The 16,439-nt window shown below is 49.9% G+C and carries 12 protein-coding genes; 6 read left to right on the top strand and 6 right to left on the bottom strand.

Going from position 1 to position 16,439, the window contains the following annotated elements:
* The first annotated feature begins 193 nt into the window (after positions 1-193).
* Positions 194-1,339: an acyltransferase family protein gene (locus ACIX8_RS24585; RefSeq protein WP_014265755.1), complete on the top strand. Its 1,146-nt coding sequence runs from the start codon at positions 194-196 to the stop codon at positions 1,337-1,339.
* Positions 1,340-1,463: 124 nt separating this feature from the next.
* Here ACIX8_RS24585 and ACIX8_RS24580 read toward each other — a convergent pair whose 3' ends face one another.
* From ACIX8_RS24580 to ACIX8_RS12725, 4 genes are all read right to left on the bottom strand, one after another.
* On the bottom strand, positions 1,464-2,702 hold the full coding sequence (locus tag ACIX8_RS24580) for an acyltransferase family protein (protein ID WP_014265754.1): 1,239 nt from the start codon (positions 2,700-2,702) through the stop codon (positions 1,464-1,466).
* A gap of 78 nt (positions 2,703-2,780) precedes the next feature.
* Positions 2,781-4,286 (bottom strand): hypothetical protein, encoded by a 1,506-nt coding sequence (locus ACIX8_RS12735; protein WP_014265753.1) that lies wholly within the window; start codon positions 4,284-4,286, stop codon positions 2,781-2,783.
* A gap of 162 nt (positions 4,287-4,448) precedes the next feature.
* Positions 4,449-5,642, bottom strand: a complete 1,194-nt coding sequence (locus tag ACIX8_RS12730; RefSeq protein ID WP_044176683.1) for an acyltransferase family protein — start codon at positions 5,640-5,642, stop codon at positions 4,449-4,451.
* A gap of 161 nt (positions 5,643-5,803) precedes the next feature.
* A complete protein-coding gene (locus ACIX8_RS12725) occupies positions 5,804-6,955 on the bottom strand; it encodes an acyltransferase family protein (protein ID WP_190273661.1) in 1,152 nt (383 codons plus the stop codon).
* A gap of 421 nt (positions 6,956-7,376) precedes the next feature.
* On the opposite strand from ACIX8_RS12725, the gene ACIX8_RS12720 reads away from it, so the two are divergent.
* The 3 genes from ACIX8_RS12720 (at position 7,377) to ACIX8_RS12710 (ending at position 11,297) form a co-directional block, all read left to right on the top strand.
* Positions 7,377-8,504, top strand: a complete 1,128-nt coding sequence (locus tag ACIX8_RS12720; protein WP_014265750.1) for an acyltransferase family protein — start codon at positions 7,377-7,379, stop codon at positions 8,502-8,504.
* A 413-nt stretch (positions 8,505-8,917) separates the two neighbouring features.
* On the top strand, positions 8,918-10,195 hold the full coding sequence (locus ACIX8_RS12715; RefSeq protein ID WP_052310607.1) for a glycosyltransferase: 1,278 nt from the start codon (positions 8,918-8,920) through the stop codon (positions 10,193-10,195).
* Positions 10,196-10,748: 553 nt separating this feature from the next.
* Positions 10,749-11,297 carry an outer membrane beta-barrel protein gene (locus tag ACIX8_RS12710; RefSeq protein WP_014265748.1) on the top strand — a complete coding sequence of 183 codons (549 nt, stop codon included), beginning with the start codon at positions 10,749-10,751 and terminating at the stop codon, positions 11,295-11,297.
* Positions 11,298-11,495: 198 nt separating this feature from the next.
* Here ACIX8_RS12710 and ACIX8_RS12705 read toward each other — a convergent pair whose 3' ends face one another.
* Both ACIX8_RS12705 and ACIX8_RS12700 read right to left on the bottom strand, forming a co-directional pair.
* Positions 11,496-12,440 (bottom strand): zf-HC2 domain-containing protein, encoded by a 945-nt coding sequence (locus tag ACIX8_RS12705; protein WP_014265747.1) that lies wholly within the window; start codon positions 12,438-12,440, stop codon positions 11,496-11,498.
* Positions 12,437-13,006, bottom strand: coding sequence for a sigma-70 family RNA polymerase sigma factor (locus ACIX8_RS12700; protein ID WP_014265746.1), 570 nt, complete (start codon positions 13,004-13,006; stop codon positions 12,437-12,439). The genes ACIX8_RS12705 and ACIX8_RS12700 overlap by 4 nt, the downstream gene beginning before the upstream one ends.
* Positions 13,007-14,002: 996 nt before the next feature.
* Here ACIX8_RS12700 and ACIX8_RS12695 point away from each other — a divergent pair.
* Both ACIX8_RS12695 and ACIX8_RS12690 read left to right on the top strand, forming a co-directional pair.
* Positions 14,003-15,271, top strand: a complete 1,269-nt coding sequence (locus ACIX8_RS12695; protein ID WP_014265744.1) for a condensation domain-containing protein — start codon at positions 14,003-14,005, stop codon at positions 15,269-15,271.
* A 167-nt stretch (positions 15,272-15,438) separates the two neighbouring features.
* The gene (locus ACIX8_RS12690) at positions 15,439-16,329 is read left to right on the top strand and encodes an NAD(P)-dependent oxidoreductase (RefSeq protein ID WP_014265743.1); all 891 of its coding nucleotides are present in this window, start codon (positions 15,439-15,441) and stop codon (positions 16,327-16,329) included.
* Positions 16,330-16,439 lie beyond the last annotated feature (110 nt).

Here is a 16,439-nt window from a genome sequence, read left to right as displayed (position 1 = left end):
TGGAGGGAGCGCAGTCTTGCAAATGTGACGCATTTCCGTGTGTGCGATACGTTTGCAGAACCTGCTCCTGTGGCTTTGGTACTCTCGCCAACTAATGGGACAGACTTATCGAGTTAGCCAGCAAGACCCGGCTTCTCTCAATCGACGGCATGCCTGCTTGTAGCAAAGGTCAGCATGGCGCAAGAGAGGTGAAATGCAAGTTTCTCAGCTTGATCAGCAAGAATCATCCCGGAGTGAATTCAAGGGGGAATCAAGCCGTCACTACCCGGCGCTGGATGGTTTGCGTGGAATCGCGATACTGGCTGTGTTTTGCTACCACTTCGGAGGTGGTAGCAAGAGTTCAAATTGGCTGATTCAAATCTGGTCTGGCATCGCGGATACGGGGTGGATGGGGGTTGATCTCTTTTTCGTGCTTTCCGGGTTTCTTATTACAGGAATCCTTTACGATACCGCGCATAAGCCTCATCGGGTCAAAAACTTCTATGCGCGACGTTCGCTAAGAATCTTTCCTCTATATTACGGTGTTCTGCTGCTATTTCTGCTTTTAACACCCGTTCTCCAGCTTCACTGGAAACCTGGGCATCTTCTCTACTTTTTTTATCTTTCCAATATGATGCCCCTCTTTACCCCGGGACTTGCCTCTCCGGGGCCAAAGATGATGGTCGGACATTTTTGGACGCTGGCAGTGGAAGAGCAGTTTTATTTGGTTTGGCCATTTATCGTCTGGCATGTCCGAGACCGAAGGAGGCTGTTGCAAGTCTCGGTAGCAATCATGCTGGCCGCTCTTATACTGCGCATCATTCTTGTCTATCGTGGAGTCACTTTTTTTCACATCTTCCCCCTATTGCCTACGCGGATTGACACGCTAGTCTGCGGAGGAATCGCTGCACTATTGGTTAGAGGGCCGTTGCCGGAACGCATCCCAGTTAAGAGAGTATTTGTCGTCTCAAGCTTAACCACCCTCATTGTGCTTATAAGTATGAGATTCACTACGCACGGAAACCAGGTTCTTGCGACCTTCGGCTATACCGTTGTGGCGGTCTGTTTCGCGTGCTTAGTTTTTTTTGCACAACAGGGAAGAGGCTGGATCGCTCGGATTGGCCGCCTCAGATTTCTTCGCTTCTTCGGGCGCTACAGCTATGGGCTTTATATATACCACGGTCTTTTGTTTGTCTTCCTCGTTCAGGCGGTACATCCGATCCAGCGGCTTGTACACTCAGATCTTTTAGGCGGAGCTATTGTGGTTATCTCCTCATTAGCTATAACTCTAGGGGCTGCAATATTGAGCTATCATTATTTCGAAGCCCCCATCCTGAATCTCAAAAAGCGATTCTCCTGATATTGAGGTAAACCGCTAGCGAGTCTCTAGGGCATGTCAACAAACTGACTGCATAGCTCAATTTCGCTTCAAGAATGGTTTGATGGCACGCCCTATGCACAAGAGAGCTAAGGCGATTGCATCGCTATGATTTGTCTTTTCCAGGTAACACTTCTTGTCGCAGCAGGCTTGGAGCATGTGCCTTCGGAGCTGAAAAGATTCCCAGGTTGCGTTCTAGCCAGTGACGAAATACCTCTGTCTTGTATTCAGTGACCGCCGCAATGCCATAGGAATAAATCAGTGCCACCACAAGTAAGCCTAATGCTTCAGCAATGTGCCTGACATCTGGGAGCCACCGCTGGGTCCCTATCAGTAAAGAGGCTGCAAGCAATAAGAAAGGCAGGTGAGCCACATAGAGGGTGTAAGAGAAGCGGGACAGTCCACGTGACCCTCGGGTGAAGTATCCCGATTTATCTGCCTCATCTTTTGCTGAAAGCATAATCCAAAGAAACAGAGCACTGACGATAGCAAAAATGTAATCCTGAACTAAGAGTGACCAGATGGCTTTTCGAGAGAAAACGAAAATAAGCGGCATGTAGAGTGCTGCCGCCATCCAGCGAACAGCCAATCCCAGGCGTGGAGCTGGAACCATCGTCAACGCTACCCCCAAAAGCCATATTGGGAATAGTGGGAGGATGTGAATTCGCACAAACCAGGAAGAAGCGATGAAGCCGATAAGGCATGCGCATCTGGTCCTCCATGAAAACTCTCTACGAATGGCGATAAGGCCGAGAGGAAAAAGAAGGTAGTACCAGAATTCGTATGAAAGGCTCCAGAGAGATCCATCCGATCCGTAGGTCGGCACCCACATCGGTTGAAGAAAAAACAGGTTGCCAAAGAAAATCTTGATCGTATGTAGCTGAGAGATATCGCCGGTCTCATAGTTCGGAATAATTCCGTGATATAGCAAGCTATGCGATCGAAGGCCGATTGAATCGAGTAGAAAACAAAGAAGAAGGCCGGGAAGTAAGACGATCCATAAGCGTACGATGCGATGGAGCAAATACGATCTCCATTGCCACTGTCTTTGTCGCAGTAAACGCAGTACGCTTCCACCGACCAGATAGCCGCTGAGCACAAAAAAGATAACGACAGCCTGATGTCCCCCAGAGCTAAGCACATAGGGAATGACTAATAGTTTAGAGGCTCCGTGCTGAATGGCTTCTGGATAATCAACGAAGAGCATATTCCGTAGATGAACGGATAGCACAAGCAATGCTGCCAGACCCCGCACCAGATCAAGCAAGACGGAAGCCGTCGTATCAGTGAAGCGAACCTTCTCACCAGGTTTAGCCATAAAGAAATAGGTGCGATCTGTCCTCATACTAGTTCACAGATGAGCGACTATCAAGAATATGGTTTGATTCGAGATGCCGTAGCCCGTTTGAGTGAGTTGCAAGCGTTAAACTCTGCTTGCAGTGACGTTCTTCAGTGTTTTTACATTACTGCTCTTGGACTGGAAACCAGCGGATTGCAAGAGTGACTGCTTACGGACAAGAGATCCAATGCAAAACCAAATAAAGGGAGCTGTCGAATATTGCCCCAAGGCTAACCACGCACCAATGAGCGCTGCGAAAAGTCCCATATAGGTAAGACTCATGCTGAGTGATCCTTCTCGGATATAGAAGAATGCAAGACGAAAGACCATATAGATGATGAAGAGGTAGAGAAAGCCTCCAAAGAAACCCATTGTGATAAAGGCATCGCTGATGTCTACCTCTGAAGATCCCATGGTTGCCCCGCCTGCCGCGAATTTCCCGGCGCCTAGAGTAATGGCACCAATTCCTGTTCCAATGGGATAGGTAAATCCTTTTACGATGCCTCCAACAAAGATCTGCCAATGGAGACCAGCCGTGGAATGTCCGGGATCGGCGAGTCCCTGGGTAACATGTGCCGTTGCGATTTGAGCAGTGCTTGCTGTATCGCTTTGAGCGGAGCGAGGCTCGTCGCCGCCGGCATGGGAGGCGGAATAGTACGTAAGGCCAAGGCCGACAACGAGAGCAAAGATGAACCTCGGTAACCAGTTCTTGCCACCCTTGCTGCGAACTGCCCATATCATTGCGCCTGCGAAGAGAAGCTTGACAATCAAGCCACGTGAAGAGGCCAGCAGGGATGCAGCTAATAGAATGGGCAGCAATAGAATGTATGCCCGTTTCCCTGCAAAGATTGCTGCCAAAACACAGACACTGGCAATCAGGAGTGTGCTCGCGAATTCAGAAGCGCCGGTGGAGAAGCCAAAGGAGCGCATGTGTCCGGCGTGATAGAGATACTGATTCCCAAGCTTCAGGGCCCAGTCTCTTTCCCAAGGGAAAAAGCCGACGTATGCCTGCGCGACACCCAGCAGACCGTCCAGAATTCCAATGGGGAGAAACACGCGATAAATCAGCGTATCCATCATTCGGTCGGTGGCATAGTTCCTGGCAATCCAAAACCATAAGATGGGAATTACATAGAACAACGCTCCCGACACCCCAACAATAATCGATCCTTGGCGTGGATTGAATATCTCCACGATCATGAGCGCCATCAGAGCCAGGACCGCCTTTGAGATCGTGTCAGCGACTTTCAATCGCATCAATAAGGGCACCGCAAGATATACGGCAAAGATCGGTCCTACCAATAGAAGGAGATCGAGCCCTTGATAGCTTGGTGCGATCATATCCAGGATGCGGCGAATATCGCCGAGGGTCAGCAGGAAGGTGAAGGTTGCAGCTATTCCTAAAGTCCTATTGAGAGTCCAAGACATGAGCAGCGCCCCGAAAAACATGAAGGCGATCAGGATTCGCATCTGACCATGCGTAAATAAATAGAATGCAGGAATCAAAAAACAGATGCCAGTGAGCCAGACGCCCAAGGCCATGGGGCGGCCGAATGGCAGCTTCTCGATGCGTGCATTAACCTGATCCATGTAAGTTCGATTCCTGATTCTTCTATTTGTCGAGCCCAGCGGAGATTGCTCTGAACTCCTGATACTGTCGTATCTAAATTGTAGATGCAAGCTGGAATCTACGAACGACAAACTTATCCCTTGTGCGCGCCGCCGCAGGAATTCGAATGGTTACTAGAACGTTTAGCTCATCCTCCGCTCACGTTCAAAGACCTTCGCGCGGATCAAATCTGTGTTTGACTCGAATAACCTCCATAAGCCATATACCAGAATCACGATCACCGTATCGCTGGCAAGATACATCGCCACATTCTTGGGGGTATATGCCCACCCATGCCATGGTGAGTTCAAAAGACCACAAAGGAAAACCGCCATGGGCAGATGGAAGAGGTATAGGGTGTACGAGATACGTGAAAAGAACCCTGCGACGGTCTTGTAGAGGCCTTCTTTGGCTGGCGAGGTTTGTTGGACAACACACCACAGCAAAAGGCTTGTGAGCAAGCCAACGATATACTCGGCTTGAACTGCTCGAACGGGAAGCAACCGCACCCCAAACATGCCCACCAATAGCAAGGCACCAGAGATCCAGGAGAGCCCCTTTGCCTGCTTCAACGAAAGCTTCCTTGGCAGCACACTTGCCAACGCTCCAAAAACCCAGATTGGAAACAAGATTGCAATAGGCCAGCCAACGAATATGAGGATCGCACAGGCTCCTATCCCCCATGTCAGCCGTAACAGCCAGTGTCTTTTCGTAGCCAATGCCAGAGCTGCAAGCGGAAACGCGAGGTAGTACCAAAACTCGTTTACAAGGCTCCAGATCGAAGCATTTGTTCCAGGGAAAGGAACCAGAATCCCTTCAAGGAAGAGTGCATTTCCTATCAGAACAGTGGGGTGAAACCGCTCAAAAAGTTTGAATGCAACCCCAAGCTCCATGCCCGCTGGTTGCGTATAGACACTCCCTGGGCCGGATATATGGATGCCTACATAATCCAGTGTTACGCCAATCAGGATTGCCGGAATCAGAACGATCCATAAGCGTGTTATCCGCTTTGTAAGGTACACACGCCAGGACCACCGTGCAGTTCGCAACGAGCGAATCACGCTTCCGCCAACAAGATAACCGCTGAGTACAAAAAAGATCACCACGGCTTCGCTGGCAAATTTGATTTCACCAAAACCTTCTGGGACGATCGATTGTTGAGTCGAGGGTCTCTGCACAGCCAAAGCATGCGCCGGTTGTGCCGGCTTCAGTAAAGAAGAAAAATATAAAGCTCTCGTATGATTTGCGAAGACGATGAGTGCTGCAGCACCTCGAAGGGCATCCAGATGAATGGAACCCTCGGAAGCTTGCCTAATTGAATCTTTTGGGATCGACACGATCAGGTGTGCTCCAAACAAGGAATGCGGATCCTTGCCTAATTAAAGATAGGGGGTTTTCAGGGAGATAGCGACCGAGAACCCAAAATCAAAGGCTTGCATCTGTCTCCTATTGTATCTTTGCGGAAGACATCAGCGCGTAACCTCCTATGAAGTTACTTTCACCCCTCCTTTACGGTTCCCCGATCCGATCCTCTTGGCTCTCGAATTGGCCACCATGTGGCTTCGAGCTTTGCCCGCAGATGTAAAGAGGGTTTTTCCACAAGCCAGAACGAGCACTCCGCAATGGCGAATGCATAAAGATAGCCATATGGGAGGAAAGAAAATTCATGCGACATAAAGAGCTGCTGCCATAGGTAGAGACTGTATGACAGTACACCCACATGACGAATTGCACGATTGTTGAATAGCCTCAGAATCAAGGGGTTTTCCGTGCTTGTTAGATACATCAGGATTCCGCCGATGCAGAATGCTGTAACCGTTGGGCTGATGCCAAGGGCAAAGATTCCACTTGATCTCTTCGGAAGAGCAGCCGTTACAACCGGGTTGATGTAGAAGGCGATGATTGCCATCGCGCTTACCGTCCAGCCATTTATGTAGCGTTGCTGCCACGCCTTCCATTTGCCTTGATGTTTCACAAGCGCAAGCAGACAACCGACCATCATTGTATCGATCCACCCGTGAACCATATAGAATTCGTGGCCGCGCAGGTGTGGCAATATGAAATAGAACAAGACTCGAATAAACGGCATGGCTACAATGAGTAGCGTGCTAGCTGCGATCAGCTTGCTCCTGCGATGCAGGAATACGAACAGCAGTGGCCATATGAGGTAAAACTGTTCCTCAATGCTCAACGACCACGTATGAGTAATGAAGTAACCATGAGCTCCAGGATAATAGGCCCAAGTATAGGTCAAAGATGCAATAAAACTGCGCAGATCTTCCGGAATGATGTGGACTGCCCATAGAACGCCCATTACCCCCAGGAAAAAATAAAATGGTGGAAAAATTCTTAGGGTGCGGCGAAAATAAAAATGTTTCAGGGAGACGGTTCTGGTCTTGTCGAACTCGCGCAAAAGCAGAGTAGTTATGAGGTATCCGCTAATAACAAAAAAAACTGCCACGCCGTGATAGCCATTTCCGATGACCGAATGAAAAATGGAATTTTGCGTTATCCAGGATGGAAGATACCAACTGGAATGAGCAAAGATCACCAGCAAAATTGAGAGCGCTCTAAGTCCATCCAGGGAAGGGATGTTTCGAGCAGGTGCCAGATTTTCCAATTGGTTTTCAGGTAAGGGTGCGATGACCATAGTGTCTTCGTGTCCACAATCCATTCAACCGATCACTCCAACAGCTGTATTCATTGAGGTTTTAGGCTGTAGCGGTCGAACTCTCTGGGTAAGAGGTGTAAGGCTGAGGTGCCGGAGAATGCGAGACAAAAGATCCATCAGCACAGCAAATTATTCTCCCGATTTTACCATAGTCATCCGAAATATCATTCTGAGCGGGGACTGAATAGGAGCCTGCCGCCTTTCATCTGGTGTATGCAGGGAATAGGCGAACGGGCCCGAGCGCCTGGGTAAAATCGGGGAAGACGCGTTTGGGGTGCTAACATTAAGGTAAGCGACGCCCATTCATTCAGTTGTGCTGCTTGTGCCATCGCAGCTACCCTAGCGTTGTGTGCCGACACTCGAGGGCCAATCGAATTATGATCGAATTTCAGGGGTGGGGATGACATACGCATTGCATGTCAAGGATAGAAAGCACTTCTATCAGTTAGATTCTCTCAGAGGATTGGCTGCCCTTGCCGTTGTTCTTCATCATTGGCATATTTTCTGGATCCTCACGCCTCATTCCAGATATATTGCTTTCCTGCTCCAACTCCTGCCATTTAGGCTTCTCATTGCGGGCCACTCTTCCGTCATGATGTTCTTCGTTCTGAGCGGCTTTGTGCTTTCGTTGCCTCAGGTCGCTGGGAAGCGTGTGGTGTATAGCGGCTATCTCATCAAGAGAGTGTGCCGTATCTATCTGCCGTATCTTGTTGCTCTGGGAGTGGCTCTTCTGGGGTGCTGGAAGTGGCATGGACTGCACGAATATGGTGCCTGGGTAGACAATGCCTGGACGGAGCGTCCGCAATGGAAGTATGTTGCGCAGCACCTCTTGTTTCTGGGGAACTACAATCCAGGTCGCTACAACATATCCTTTTGGACGCTGGTGCAGGAGATGCGTATCTCCTTGATCTTTCCACTGGTCTGCGCTCTGACTTTGCGCTTTCGGGCCAGAATTGGGGGCTTGATTGCTCTTACGTGTTTCTTGGTCAATCTGGGCTTGAACAAAGTTGCACCGAACGCGTATAGCTTTTCTCAGACCGTGGGATATACGGGGATGTTTATCTTCGGCATTCTGCTTGCAAGATACTGGCCTTACCTCGAAGGCCGCTTGAACAAGCTAAAGCGAACCACCTATTGGGCTGTCTTTTTGTTTTGCGTATTTCTCTATGCATACACCCCATCTTTATTGAATTACCTGGGATGGGAGGCTGCTGCCTGGGATAGTCTTACTGCGATTGGAGCCTCAGGAATCATCCTCTTTTCGCTCATCAACAAGCGAATTGACTCCTGGCTGCTTCAGCCTCCGATCCTGTTTTTGGGAAAGATTTCGTACAGCGTATACCTGATTCACGCCCCCATTCTGTTTGCCTTCGGATACATCTTTTACAACAGGGCCACACCGGTGGTTTGGTTGATTCCGTATCTCGTTGTGACGATCGTTCTAGCCGCTATCATGTATCGCACGGTTGAGGCCACTTCAATCCGGCTTGGTCAAGTCTTGGCCTCGAAGGCCAGTCGAGTTGCGTGAACTTCTGCTTGCCGGGCTGCCGTATCGCCACGCAACACAGTGTTGATCCAGGCTCGAGAGCGATTGCGTTGCATCGCTTGAAGTTTTTACGGGCATGCCCCTACCACTCCGCTGTGATAGGGTTCAGGAAAAGATTCCAATCTTGAGGCATATGAACATCGGCTGAACCGATAGGGAGTTGTTCCGAATGCCGGGGTTCCACAGTACAAAGCCTTCCCAGATTCGGCAGAAGGCATCTCATGCCCAAGTAAATTTTTGTTCCGTCGGTAAACGGCAGGGGGCAAAACCGCATCATAATAATAGATTCTTTTGCTCAGAGCTAAATTTTTCACTGCATAGAGCCAAATTGAAGTGCTGCATAGAGTTAAGCGCGTTATAGTATATGATGGGCTAAGAATTTTAGAGATGCAAGTTTGATTTACTTTGAAAAAGCGACAGGGGGCCTCAGAGATATGCGCGTTGCAATCGTTCATCCTTGGTTTTTGGCCTTGGGCGGTGCCGAGCAGTCTGTGGGGATCGTGGCCGAGCTCTATCCGGAGGCGGATATCTTCACGCTCTTTTGCGAGAAGAGCGGGTTGCCGCCACAGCTTGCCAACCGAAAAGTCATCTCTTCGAAATGGAACAACCTCCCAGGGAAGTACCATTTTTACAGACACTTGCTTCCGATTTACCCTATGCTGTTTGAGGCAATCGATCTGCGGGGGTACGATCTGGTCCTCTCAAGCGATTCCTGTGTAATCAAGGGTGTGCTGCTGGATGACGAAACGACGCATGTGTGCTTCTGCCACAGCCCGATGCGCTGCTTGTACGACCAATACCGTGAATATCTTGAGGCGCTGCCCTGGCTGGCCAGGCCGATCTTCAAGCTTGTGACGCGTCACCTGCGGATGTGGGATTATATTGCCGCTCAACGGGTCACTGGTTTTGCTACCAATTCGCAATACATTTCTCAGCGTGTTCGCACCCACTATGGGCTAGAGAGTGAAGTGGTCTATGCTCCCGTAGAAGCGAACAGTGGATATATCGATGCTCAGACTGAGGACTACTACCTGTCTGTGGGAAGACTAGTAGCCTCCAAGCGTGTAGATCTACTGATTCATGCATGCAATCGGCTTGGACGACGGTTGATCATCGTGGGCCGTGGGCGCGAGCTCCGGAATCTCAAGAGAATTGCAGGGCCGACAATAGAATTTGCCGACCGGGTACCGACCGCTCAACTGGCATCTTTGTATGCCCGCTGCAAAGCTCTGCTGTTTGCTGCAAAGGAAGACTTTGGAATCGTTCCGTTGGAGTGCCAGTCCTATGGCAGGCCGGTCATTGCCTATGGGCGAGGCGGCGTGCTCGAGACGGTAATTCCTCACGTCACGGGATTGCACTTTGAAGAGCAAACGACCGAATCCCTAGTAGGCGCTATTTTGTGCTTCGAGAGTGAGCAGGAACGGTATGATCCGGTCCGGATACAGTCGAATGCACGTTCCTTCGATGCGTCAAAATTCAAGCAGCGGTTCTCGACCTTTGTAGATCTATGCATTGAAGCCAAGCGTCGTGGGCTCCCCTGGACAGCGATTTCACGTAGCGGTCATGAGCTCACAGATGTTTCTGTCAACAGGAGGCAGGTCAGTCTGCCTCGTGGTGCCGCCGCAAAAAAATGGGATAGCGCGATCCCTATGGATCAGCTTTGGGTGGAGTGACAGAGCTGAGAGGTCGAAAACAGCATACGATTTCTGGAGCCTCAATTCTGGCAGATATCGCAATCAGTGCAAATGCGCTTTGGTTGCACTGTTGATCGGGTGTTCCAAAGACTATTTTCGGCGTCTTCAAACTCCTGCCAGCGACGCCCCCAAAGCCTTTGAATCCCTCTTGACACAAATTTGACAGGTGTCGAAATATCCTTGCCCAAGCCCCTTGCAACGGGGAAGACTTCTGGAGGATGTCAGCTTTTTGTCATGTTTGGTGCCTTTGGTATAAATCCCGATTCATCGATACATCCGAAGGCAACGTTTGGCCGTCTTAAGAATCAGGAAGCATCTGTGCTAAATAGGGTATTGATCCTGATTATGAAGACGTAGGATCCATTCCAACGTGGAATGCACAAGATGGGATCGTTTACCTGGAATGTATATGCATCCGAAATAGAGGCTATTTCAATAAGGCTTCTACAAGAAGAGACACGCAAAGAGCGCCACGTAGTGTAGCCGAGAATGCGCGAAGGCTATGATAGGAAAGATTTACAAAAGGAACCTGATGCAAATACAACGATATCTAGCTTTATTGGTAGTTCTCATCGCTTTTCCCTGCGGGCTTTTCGCGCAAGCAACGCCGGCTGCATCACGACCGTTGGATCTTCAGATCGGAGTTGGCATAAGCGCTGCCCAACCTGACTACTCCGCTCCACATATCAAAGGGATCACAATCTATGGGACGTTAGATTTCAGGCGTTTTCGCCACTTGGGAATCGATGGCGAGATTCATGACCTGAAGATCATTACGCCGTCCGACATAGGACAAAGTTCGTATCTTCTGGGGCCGCGATATGAGTGGAGGATAGGACGTTTCCGTCCGTATGCCAAAGCGTTGTTCGGGATTGGCAACTTCGAGTTTCAAAAAGGCTACTACCCAGCTGATAGCTCGGGGAACTTCTTCATCTATGCGTTTGGTGGAGGTGTAGATTTAAGAGCTACCAAACGGCTCAATGTCCGGCTGTTTGACATTGAGCAGCAAGAGTGGCCATCTTTTGAGAATCACGGTCTTAGCCCCCTAGTCGGTACTATTGGCGCGGCCTACCACTTTTAAATCGGTGCTGGTGCACCTCTTCTGACACTTGGTGAGCCCCAGGGCTTGAATCTGAAATAGATTTCAATCCTTGGGGCCGGAATATCCATGTCTGTAGTTGGCATGAGGCAGATAGCAATATCCTCGCCTTTGCTTTGGACGGAATGGTTTTAGCTCTAGATTGAGTAGAAATGCAGTGACTGAATTGTGAATCACAGTTTATCGGCCAGCAGAGACGCCCACAGAATTCGGGATAATTTCCTGAAGAGGGTTTTTCTCTGAGGCCTGCAGTACATGTTCTACGACATCCTGTGGTTTCTTGTTTTTGGCAACGCCTGTGGCTGAACTCCTATGGCAGGTCGAGCACGACCCACTGCTCCCCATCGCAACCGAGGAGACGAGCGCGTAGGTAAGTCCCTTGTTATCCCAGGTAGCAATGTGGAGTTCATTCATGTCTCTGGCGTGAAATCTCAAACCGCTTGACTGGGTAATCTTTCCGCCCATGGCTTTTGCTAATTTATCGGAGGAGACCAGCAGACTGATGCGGTTGTTTGGCATCTGGAATACCACAAGAGCTGCTCGCTGGCCGCCAAAATCCACCAAGCGTCCTCCCATAAGTTTGTACTTTGCACGATCATCAGACGCGATACCTGCATTAGGCATTCGGAAGGGAAACGAGACTCGTTGGGAGAACCAAGAGGATACCTCCTGCGGGGAACTGGAGGTTATATCGAGTGATGTTTCGACTTCAAACTTGCGATGATTGGCAACGGCGGAACGGATGAAATCATTGGCGAGCGACACCCGGCGGAAGTGAGAGATCGACAGTCCTCCTCCTACAACGATACAAAGCATCGCGGCCATGGAAAGTGGTCTCCAGTAAAGGCGGACAGCCGCTTGTATTTGAGGCAGCGCGGTCAAGCCGGCTTTATTGTGGGTTCTTCTGTCCATCTGGTTCAGGACTCGCGCACGCAGAGCAGCAGGTGCCTGAACTTGTGGGCGCGCCCGCCGTACCGTTTCGGAGAATGCCTTTGCCTCTTCCAGGATTTTCTGACAATCGCCACAATCCTTAAAATGAGCGAGGAATTCCTCACGTTCGCCCTCTGGTAGCTCGTCGTCAATGAAGAGCTGAATCATCGTGTCGTAATCTTCGTGACTTTTCATGAGCGTGAGTCCTTTCCTGAGCTTGCCGGCTGGCTCCACGTTGGAGTTAACAGAACGCGGAGTTTCGCGCGAGCTCTTCCCAGGCGTGACATGACTGTGCCTGTTGGGCAACTAAGGACAATCGCAATCTGCTGATATGACAGTTCTTCAAACTCTCGCAAATGGATAACTTCTTGAAACTCGGGAGAAAGTTGACGTATAGCGAAACGAACCTGTTCCACATCTTCCTTGGCAACGAGAATCTCATCTGAATTTGGTGTATTGCCGGACAGATAGTCGGCACCGCCTTCCTGGCCATCGATCTCGACGAGGTGCGGCTCTGATTTGCGCTTTCGTAACTGGTTCAACCATAAGTTTCGAAGAATGGTAAAAAACCAACCTTTAACATTGCTGTCTTCACGGAGCCGGTCCTTCGCATCCAGCGCGCGGACATAGGTTTCCTGCACCAAATCTTCTGCGTCACTGCGATTCCGCGTGAGCATGAGGGCATAACCATACAGGGCGTCTATATATTCTAAGCCGAAGGCCTCCGTCTTACTGCTTCGACCGACTTTCTGGAACATCATTCTTGCATTGTCTACGGAATGCGCGTTTTATACTAGGGCCCAACATCGCTCAGAGCACGTCTCTTCAGGGGGTCTAAGGTATGACTCTTCAGGGTACATAAAATATACCTCTTCTGGGGGTCTGAAGTCTGCCCCCTCCAGTAGCACTTTATCTTGCATCTCCGAATCTTCGATTTGGAACTAGCACCGATCGAAGCTTTGATCCTCCCAGGGATTGCTGTTCTCTCCGCGGCGAGGATGATGACTATTGGGTGAGTAGGTAAAGCGTAAGCCTGGCAATGCTAACGGTGGTTGACAAGAGAACGGCAAGAGAGAACCGAGGCAGGAGGGAGGTCCCTCTGCGGACGGAACCTGGCGATAGGGCTCGTAGTAAATGTGAAACATCGAAAGTAAGCCATTGAGATCTGTGCGTCGCTGTATTGGAACTGTTTAGAATCACGGCTATCATTTCTGGACCGATATGGGGAATCATGTTCTTCCTTTTAGGCGGCCGTACATACCGCTGCTTGCTAATGGAGAAACACTCGATTGCATGCTTTATTCCCAAATAGGATCCAAATTATGCAAATAAAGCATTTTGCACCGAAATGCGCCGGAGCAACCCAAATCTGAACCCACTTTATGAACGAAAACCAGGCCGGCACGATCGTGCCGGCCTGGTTTTCGCTCGTGGTGCCTGCCTGGCAGAGACACAGAAACGTCTACATCACTGCCTGGGCGATTATCGGCCAGACTGGGTGGCAAAAGATCAATGCCGGGAATAGATGCCTGACGACCGTGTTATTCCATCCGCGCAGATGTATCGCAAGAAACAGGTTTACCGTTTCGCGATGCAACGATGGGTGAACCAATCGAAGCCCCCTACCCGCTGAGAAGAATACGGTAGATCGCTATGGATAGTTTCCAGTGTCAATAGAACTCTGTCCTTGTCTTTCATAAATTGCATTTACTCGGTCTTATTCACTTTGGGTATTACAGGAAATAAAGGAGGGTCTTTTGTCTACTGCTGCTATTTATGCCTCAGATGTTGAACAGGATCAATCTGTAAGTGCAACAAAGCTTCGCGATCTTGATGGGTTTGAAGAATATATGTGGCTGATGGAGCACAATACAAATCTATCTCACTCGGTTGTTGTCGAAGTGCGTGGCGCAACGACGATGAAGCAGTGGAGGGATGCGCTGTCTGCCGTACAGGCTCGTCATCCTCTGCTGTCTGCATCGATCAGGAAGATTCCAGGTCAGCGTCCTTTTTTCGAAAAAGTACATGGTTCCTCCATCCCTTTGCGCATTGTTCCTTTAACCGATTGGCTGGTATTAGAGGAAGAGATGGAAAGTGAATTGGCGCAATCGTTCGGGGATGGCAGCGGTCCGCTCACGCGGGCAACACTTTTTCATGCTAAAGATCGCTCTATCATTTTATTTACAACACACCATAGTAGCCTCGATGGCAAATCACATCTGCTGTTGATCCAGGATTTGATGGCCGATATGGGGGGAGAAGAATTGGGCGAGCCTCTCGCATTGCAGCCTGGTATGGGGCAACTTCTTGGGTTACCTGCGCCAGCTCCGTACGTAAAGAAGCTGAAGGGAAGGTCTGTCGCTTCGGGAGATGGAACGCGCCTTGAGCTGCCCAAAATTCGCGTACAACACCGGCAGCTTGGAGAAAACGAAACAACTGCGTTACTGCGGCGCTCCAAGGAAGAAAATACTACGGTGCATGCTGCACTGGTTACAGCTTTAGCTCTGGCTGGAAAGCGCTATTCGAAAGCATGGGAGCTTGGGCCAATTCGTTGCATGTCTCCTATCGATATGAGGAAGACATTAATGATTCCAGATGCAGCAGGCTTATTGATTTCCGCTCATAGTGGTCGCGTGCCTCTTTCAGAGGGAGCATCATTCTGGGATATTGCAAGGGCCGTGAAAGAAGATATGCTGCCCGCTCAGAGTCTCGACGGAGCTCGATACCTTCTCGGTTCGTTTTCTTCTATTGTTGCAGAAGAGCATGGGGCGCTTGACCTGTACCGGTTTGTCCGCGCGGCGCCATTACGGTACGAACTGATGGTTACCAACTATGCCGGCTATAAGGTACGCACGGAATACGGCAATTTAAAAATCGAGAACCTCTTTACCGGTAGCGCTGCCGTTTCGGATATTCAAAAGGTATCTGTGATTACCACGAATGGAAAACTGGGAATGACCTTGGTCGCTCGAGACTTATTTCCCACGCTGCTGGAAGATGCGCGCGAGATTCTGGTTCATGCCTAAAGGCGTGGTCTATGGTGATATTTTGTAAATTGTGGGGTTTTCAAATTAGATCTCAGACCACGGCAGTTTTTCTCCGCCATTTGGGTCAAAAATCTACATTTGCCTCAATAAAGGGCCGTTGGGCGTCAGCGGCTTAGATGAAATGTATGTGAAGAGTTGGAGATTGTATGCGGGTTGCGTTTTTAGGGCTTGGAAAGATGGGGAGCGCTCTGGTTCCTCATTTGTTGAATGCAGGTTGCGAAGTAACGGTGTGGAATAGAAGTTCACCAGCGGCAAAAGAGTTGGCATCGAAGGGCGCAACGGTGGCATTGAGTGCTGCCGAGGCTGTAAATAGTTGTGAAGTAGTATTTTCGCTCTTGTTGAATGATGCTGCGCTGGAAGAAGTTCTGTTCGATGGTGGAGTGCTGGATGCCATGCCGAAGGATGCGGTTCATGTATCAGTGGGCACGATTAGCGTCGCACTCGCGAAGCGGCTTACGTTAGAACATGCAAAACGTGGTCACAGGTACGTCGGTGCTCCGGTGTTTGGGCGTCCGAATGTCGCGGCCGAAGGCAAGCTGTGGACTGTCGTCGGCGGAGCTAAAGAGGCGGTGCAGAGTGTGCGGTCGCTATTGGAGAGCTATACCCGGGGCATGACGGTTGTTTCCGAGGAGCCGTGGAGCGCTCATGCCATGAAGCTGGCAGGCAATTTTTCGGTTGCTGCGATGGTTGCCACATTGTCCGAGGCGATGATGGTTGCAGAATCCATGGGAGTTTCTCCCGAGCTATTTGTAGAGATGGCAAACAGTGCGACGTTCCGTTCACCTCTTTATGAGGTGTATGGAAAAACGCTTACAAATCCACCGAAGGAAGTTGGGGCTTCGATGGAGCTGGGTGAGAAAGACGTACGATTGTTTCGTGAAGCGGCAGCCGCGAATGGCGTGAAGACACCACTGGCTGAACTGATGGGAAAGAACTTCGATGCGGCCATTGAAGCAGGAATGAAAGACCACGATTGGGCAACGGGATACTATGAGCTGGTAAGGAAAAGACAAGTAGAAGAGCCCGTCGCTTTGTAGCTGACCATGTTATTTCCGGGGAAATTTGATGGCTCACAGGACTTGCTGGATGATCTATACGCTTGATCCGAACCTATAGATTGCACAACCTGCAGGTTCGGATTTAGCAG

It is taken from the genome of Granulicella mallensis MP5ACTX8 (genome assembly GCF_000178955.2).
GTDB lineage: Bacteria > Acidobacteriota > Terriglobia > Terriglobales > Acidobacteriaceae > Granulicella > Granulicella mallensis.
This window is presented reverse-complemented; position numbering and strand designations above follow the sequence as displayed.

What these genes read in the sequence shown, in the direction of transcription:
- ACIX8_RS24585 (WP_014265755.1), top strand. Translation starts at nt 194, where the DNA reads ATGCAAGTTTCTCAGCTTGATCAGCAAGAATCATCCCGGAGTGAATTC.
- ACIX8_RS24580 (WP_014265754.1), bottom strand. Translation starts at nt 2,702, where the DNA reads ATGAGGACAGATCGCACCTATTTCTTTATGGCTAAACCTGGTGAGAAG.
- ACIX8_RS12735 (WP_014265753.1), bottom strand. Translation starts at nt 4,286, where the DNA reads ATGGATCAGGTTAATGCACGCATCGAGAAGCTGCCATTCGGCCGCCCC.
- ACIX8_RS12725 (WP_190273661.1), bottom strand. Translation starts at nt 6,955, where the DNA reads ATGGTCATCGCACCCTTACCTGAAAACCAATTGGAAAATCTGGCACCT.
- ACIX8_RS12720 (WP_014265750.1), top strand. Translation starts at nt 7,377, where the DNA reads ATGACATACGCATTGCATGTCAAGGATAGAAAGCACTTCTATCAGTTA.
- ACIX8_RS12710 (WP_014265748.1), top strand. Translation starts at nt 10,749, where the DNA reads ATGCAAATACAACGATATCTAGCTTTATTGGTAGTTCTCATCGCTTTT.
- ACIX8_RS12705 (WP_014265747.1), bottom strand. Translation starts at nt 12,440, where the DNA reads ATGAAAAGTCACGAAGATTACGACACGATGATTCAGCTCTTCATTGAC.
- ACIX8_RS12700 (WP_014265746.1), bottom strand. Translation starts at nt 13,006, where the DNA reads ATGATGTTCCAGAAAGTCGGTCGAAGCAGTAAGACGGAGGCCTTCGGC.
- ACIX8_RS12690 (WP_014265743.1), top strand. Translation starts at nt 15,439, where the DNA reads ATGCGGGTTGCGTTTTTAGGGCTTGGAAAGATGGGGAGCGCTCTGGTT.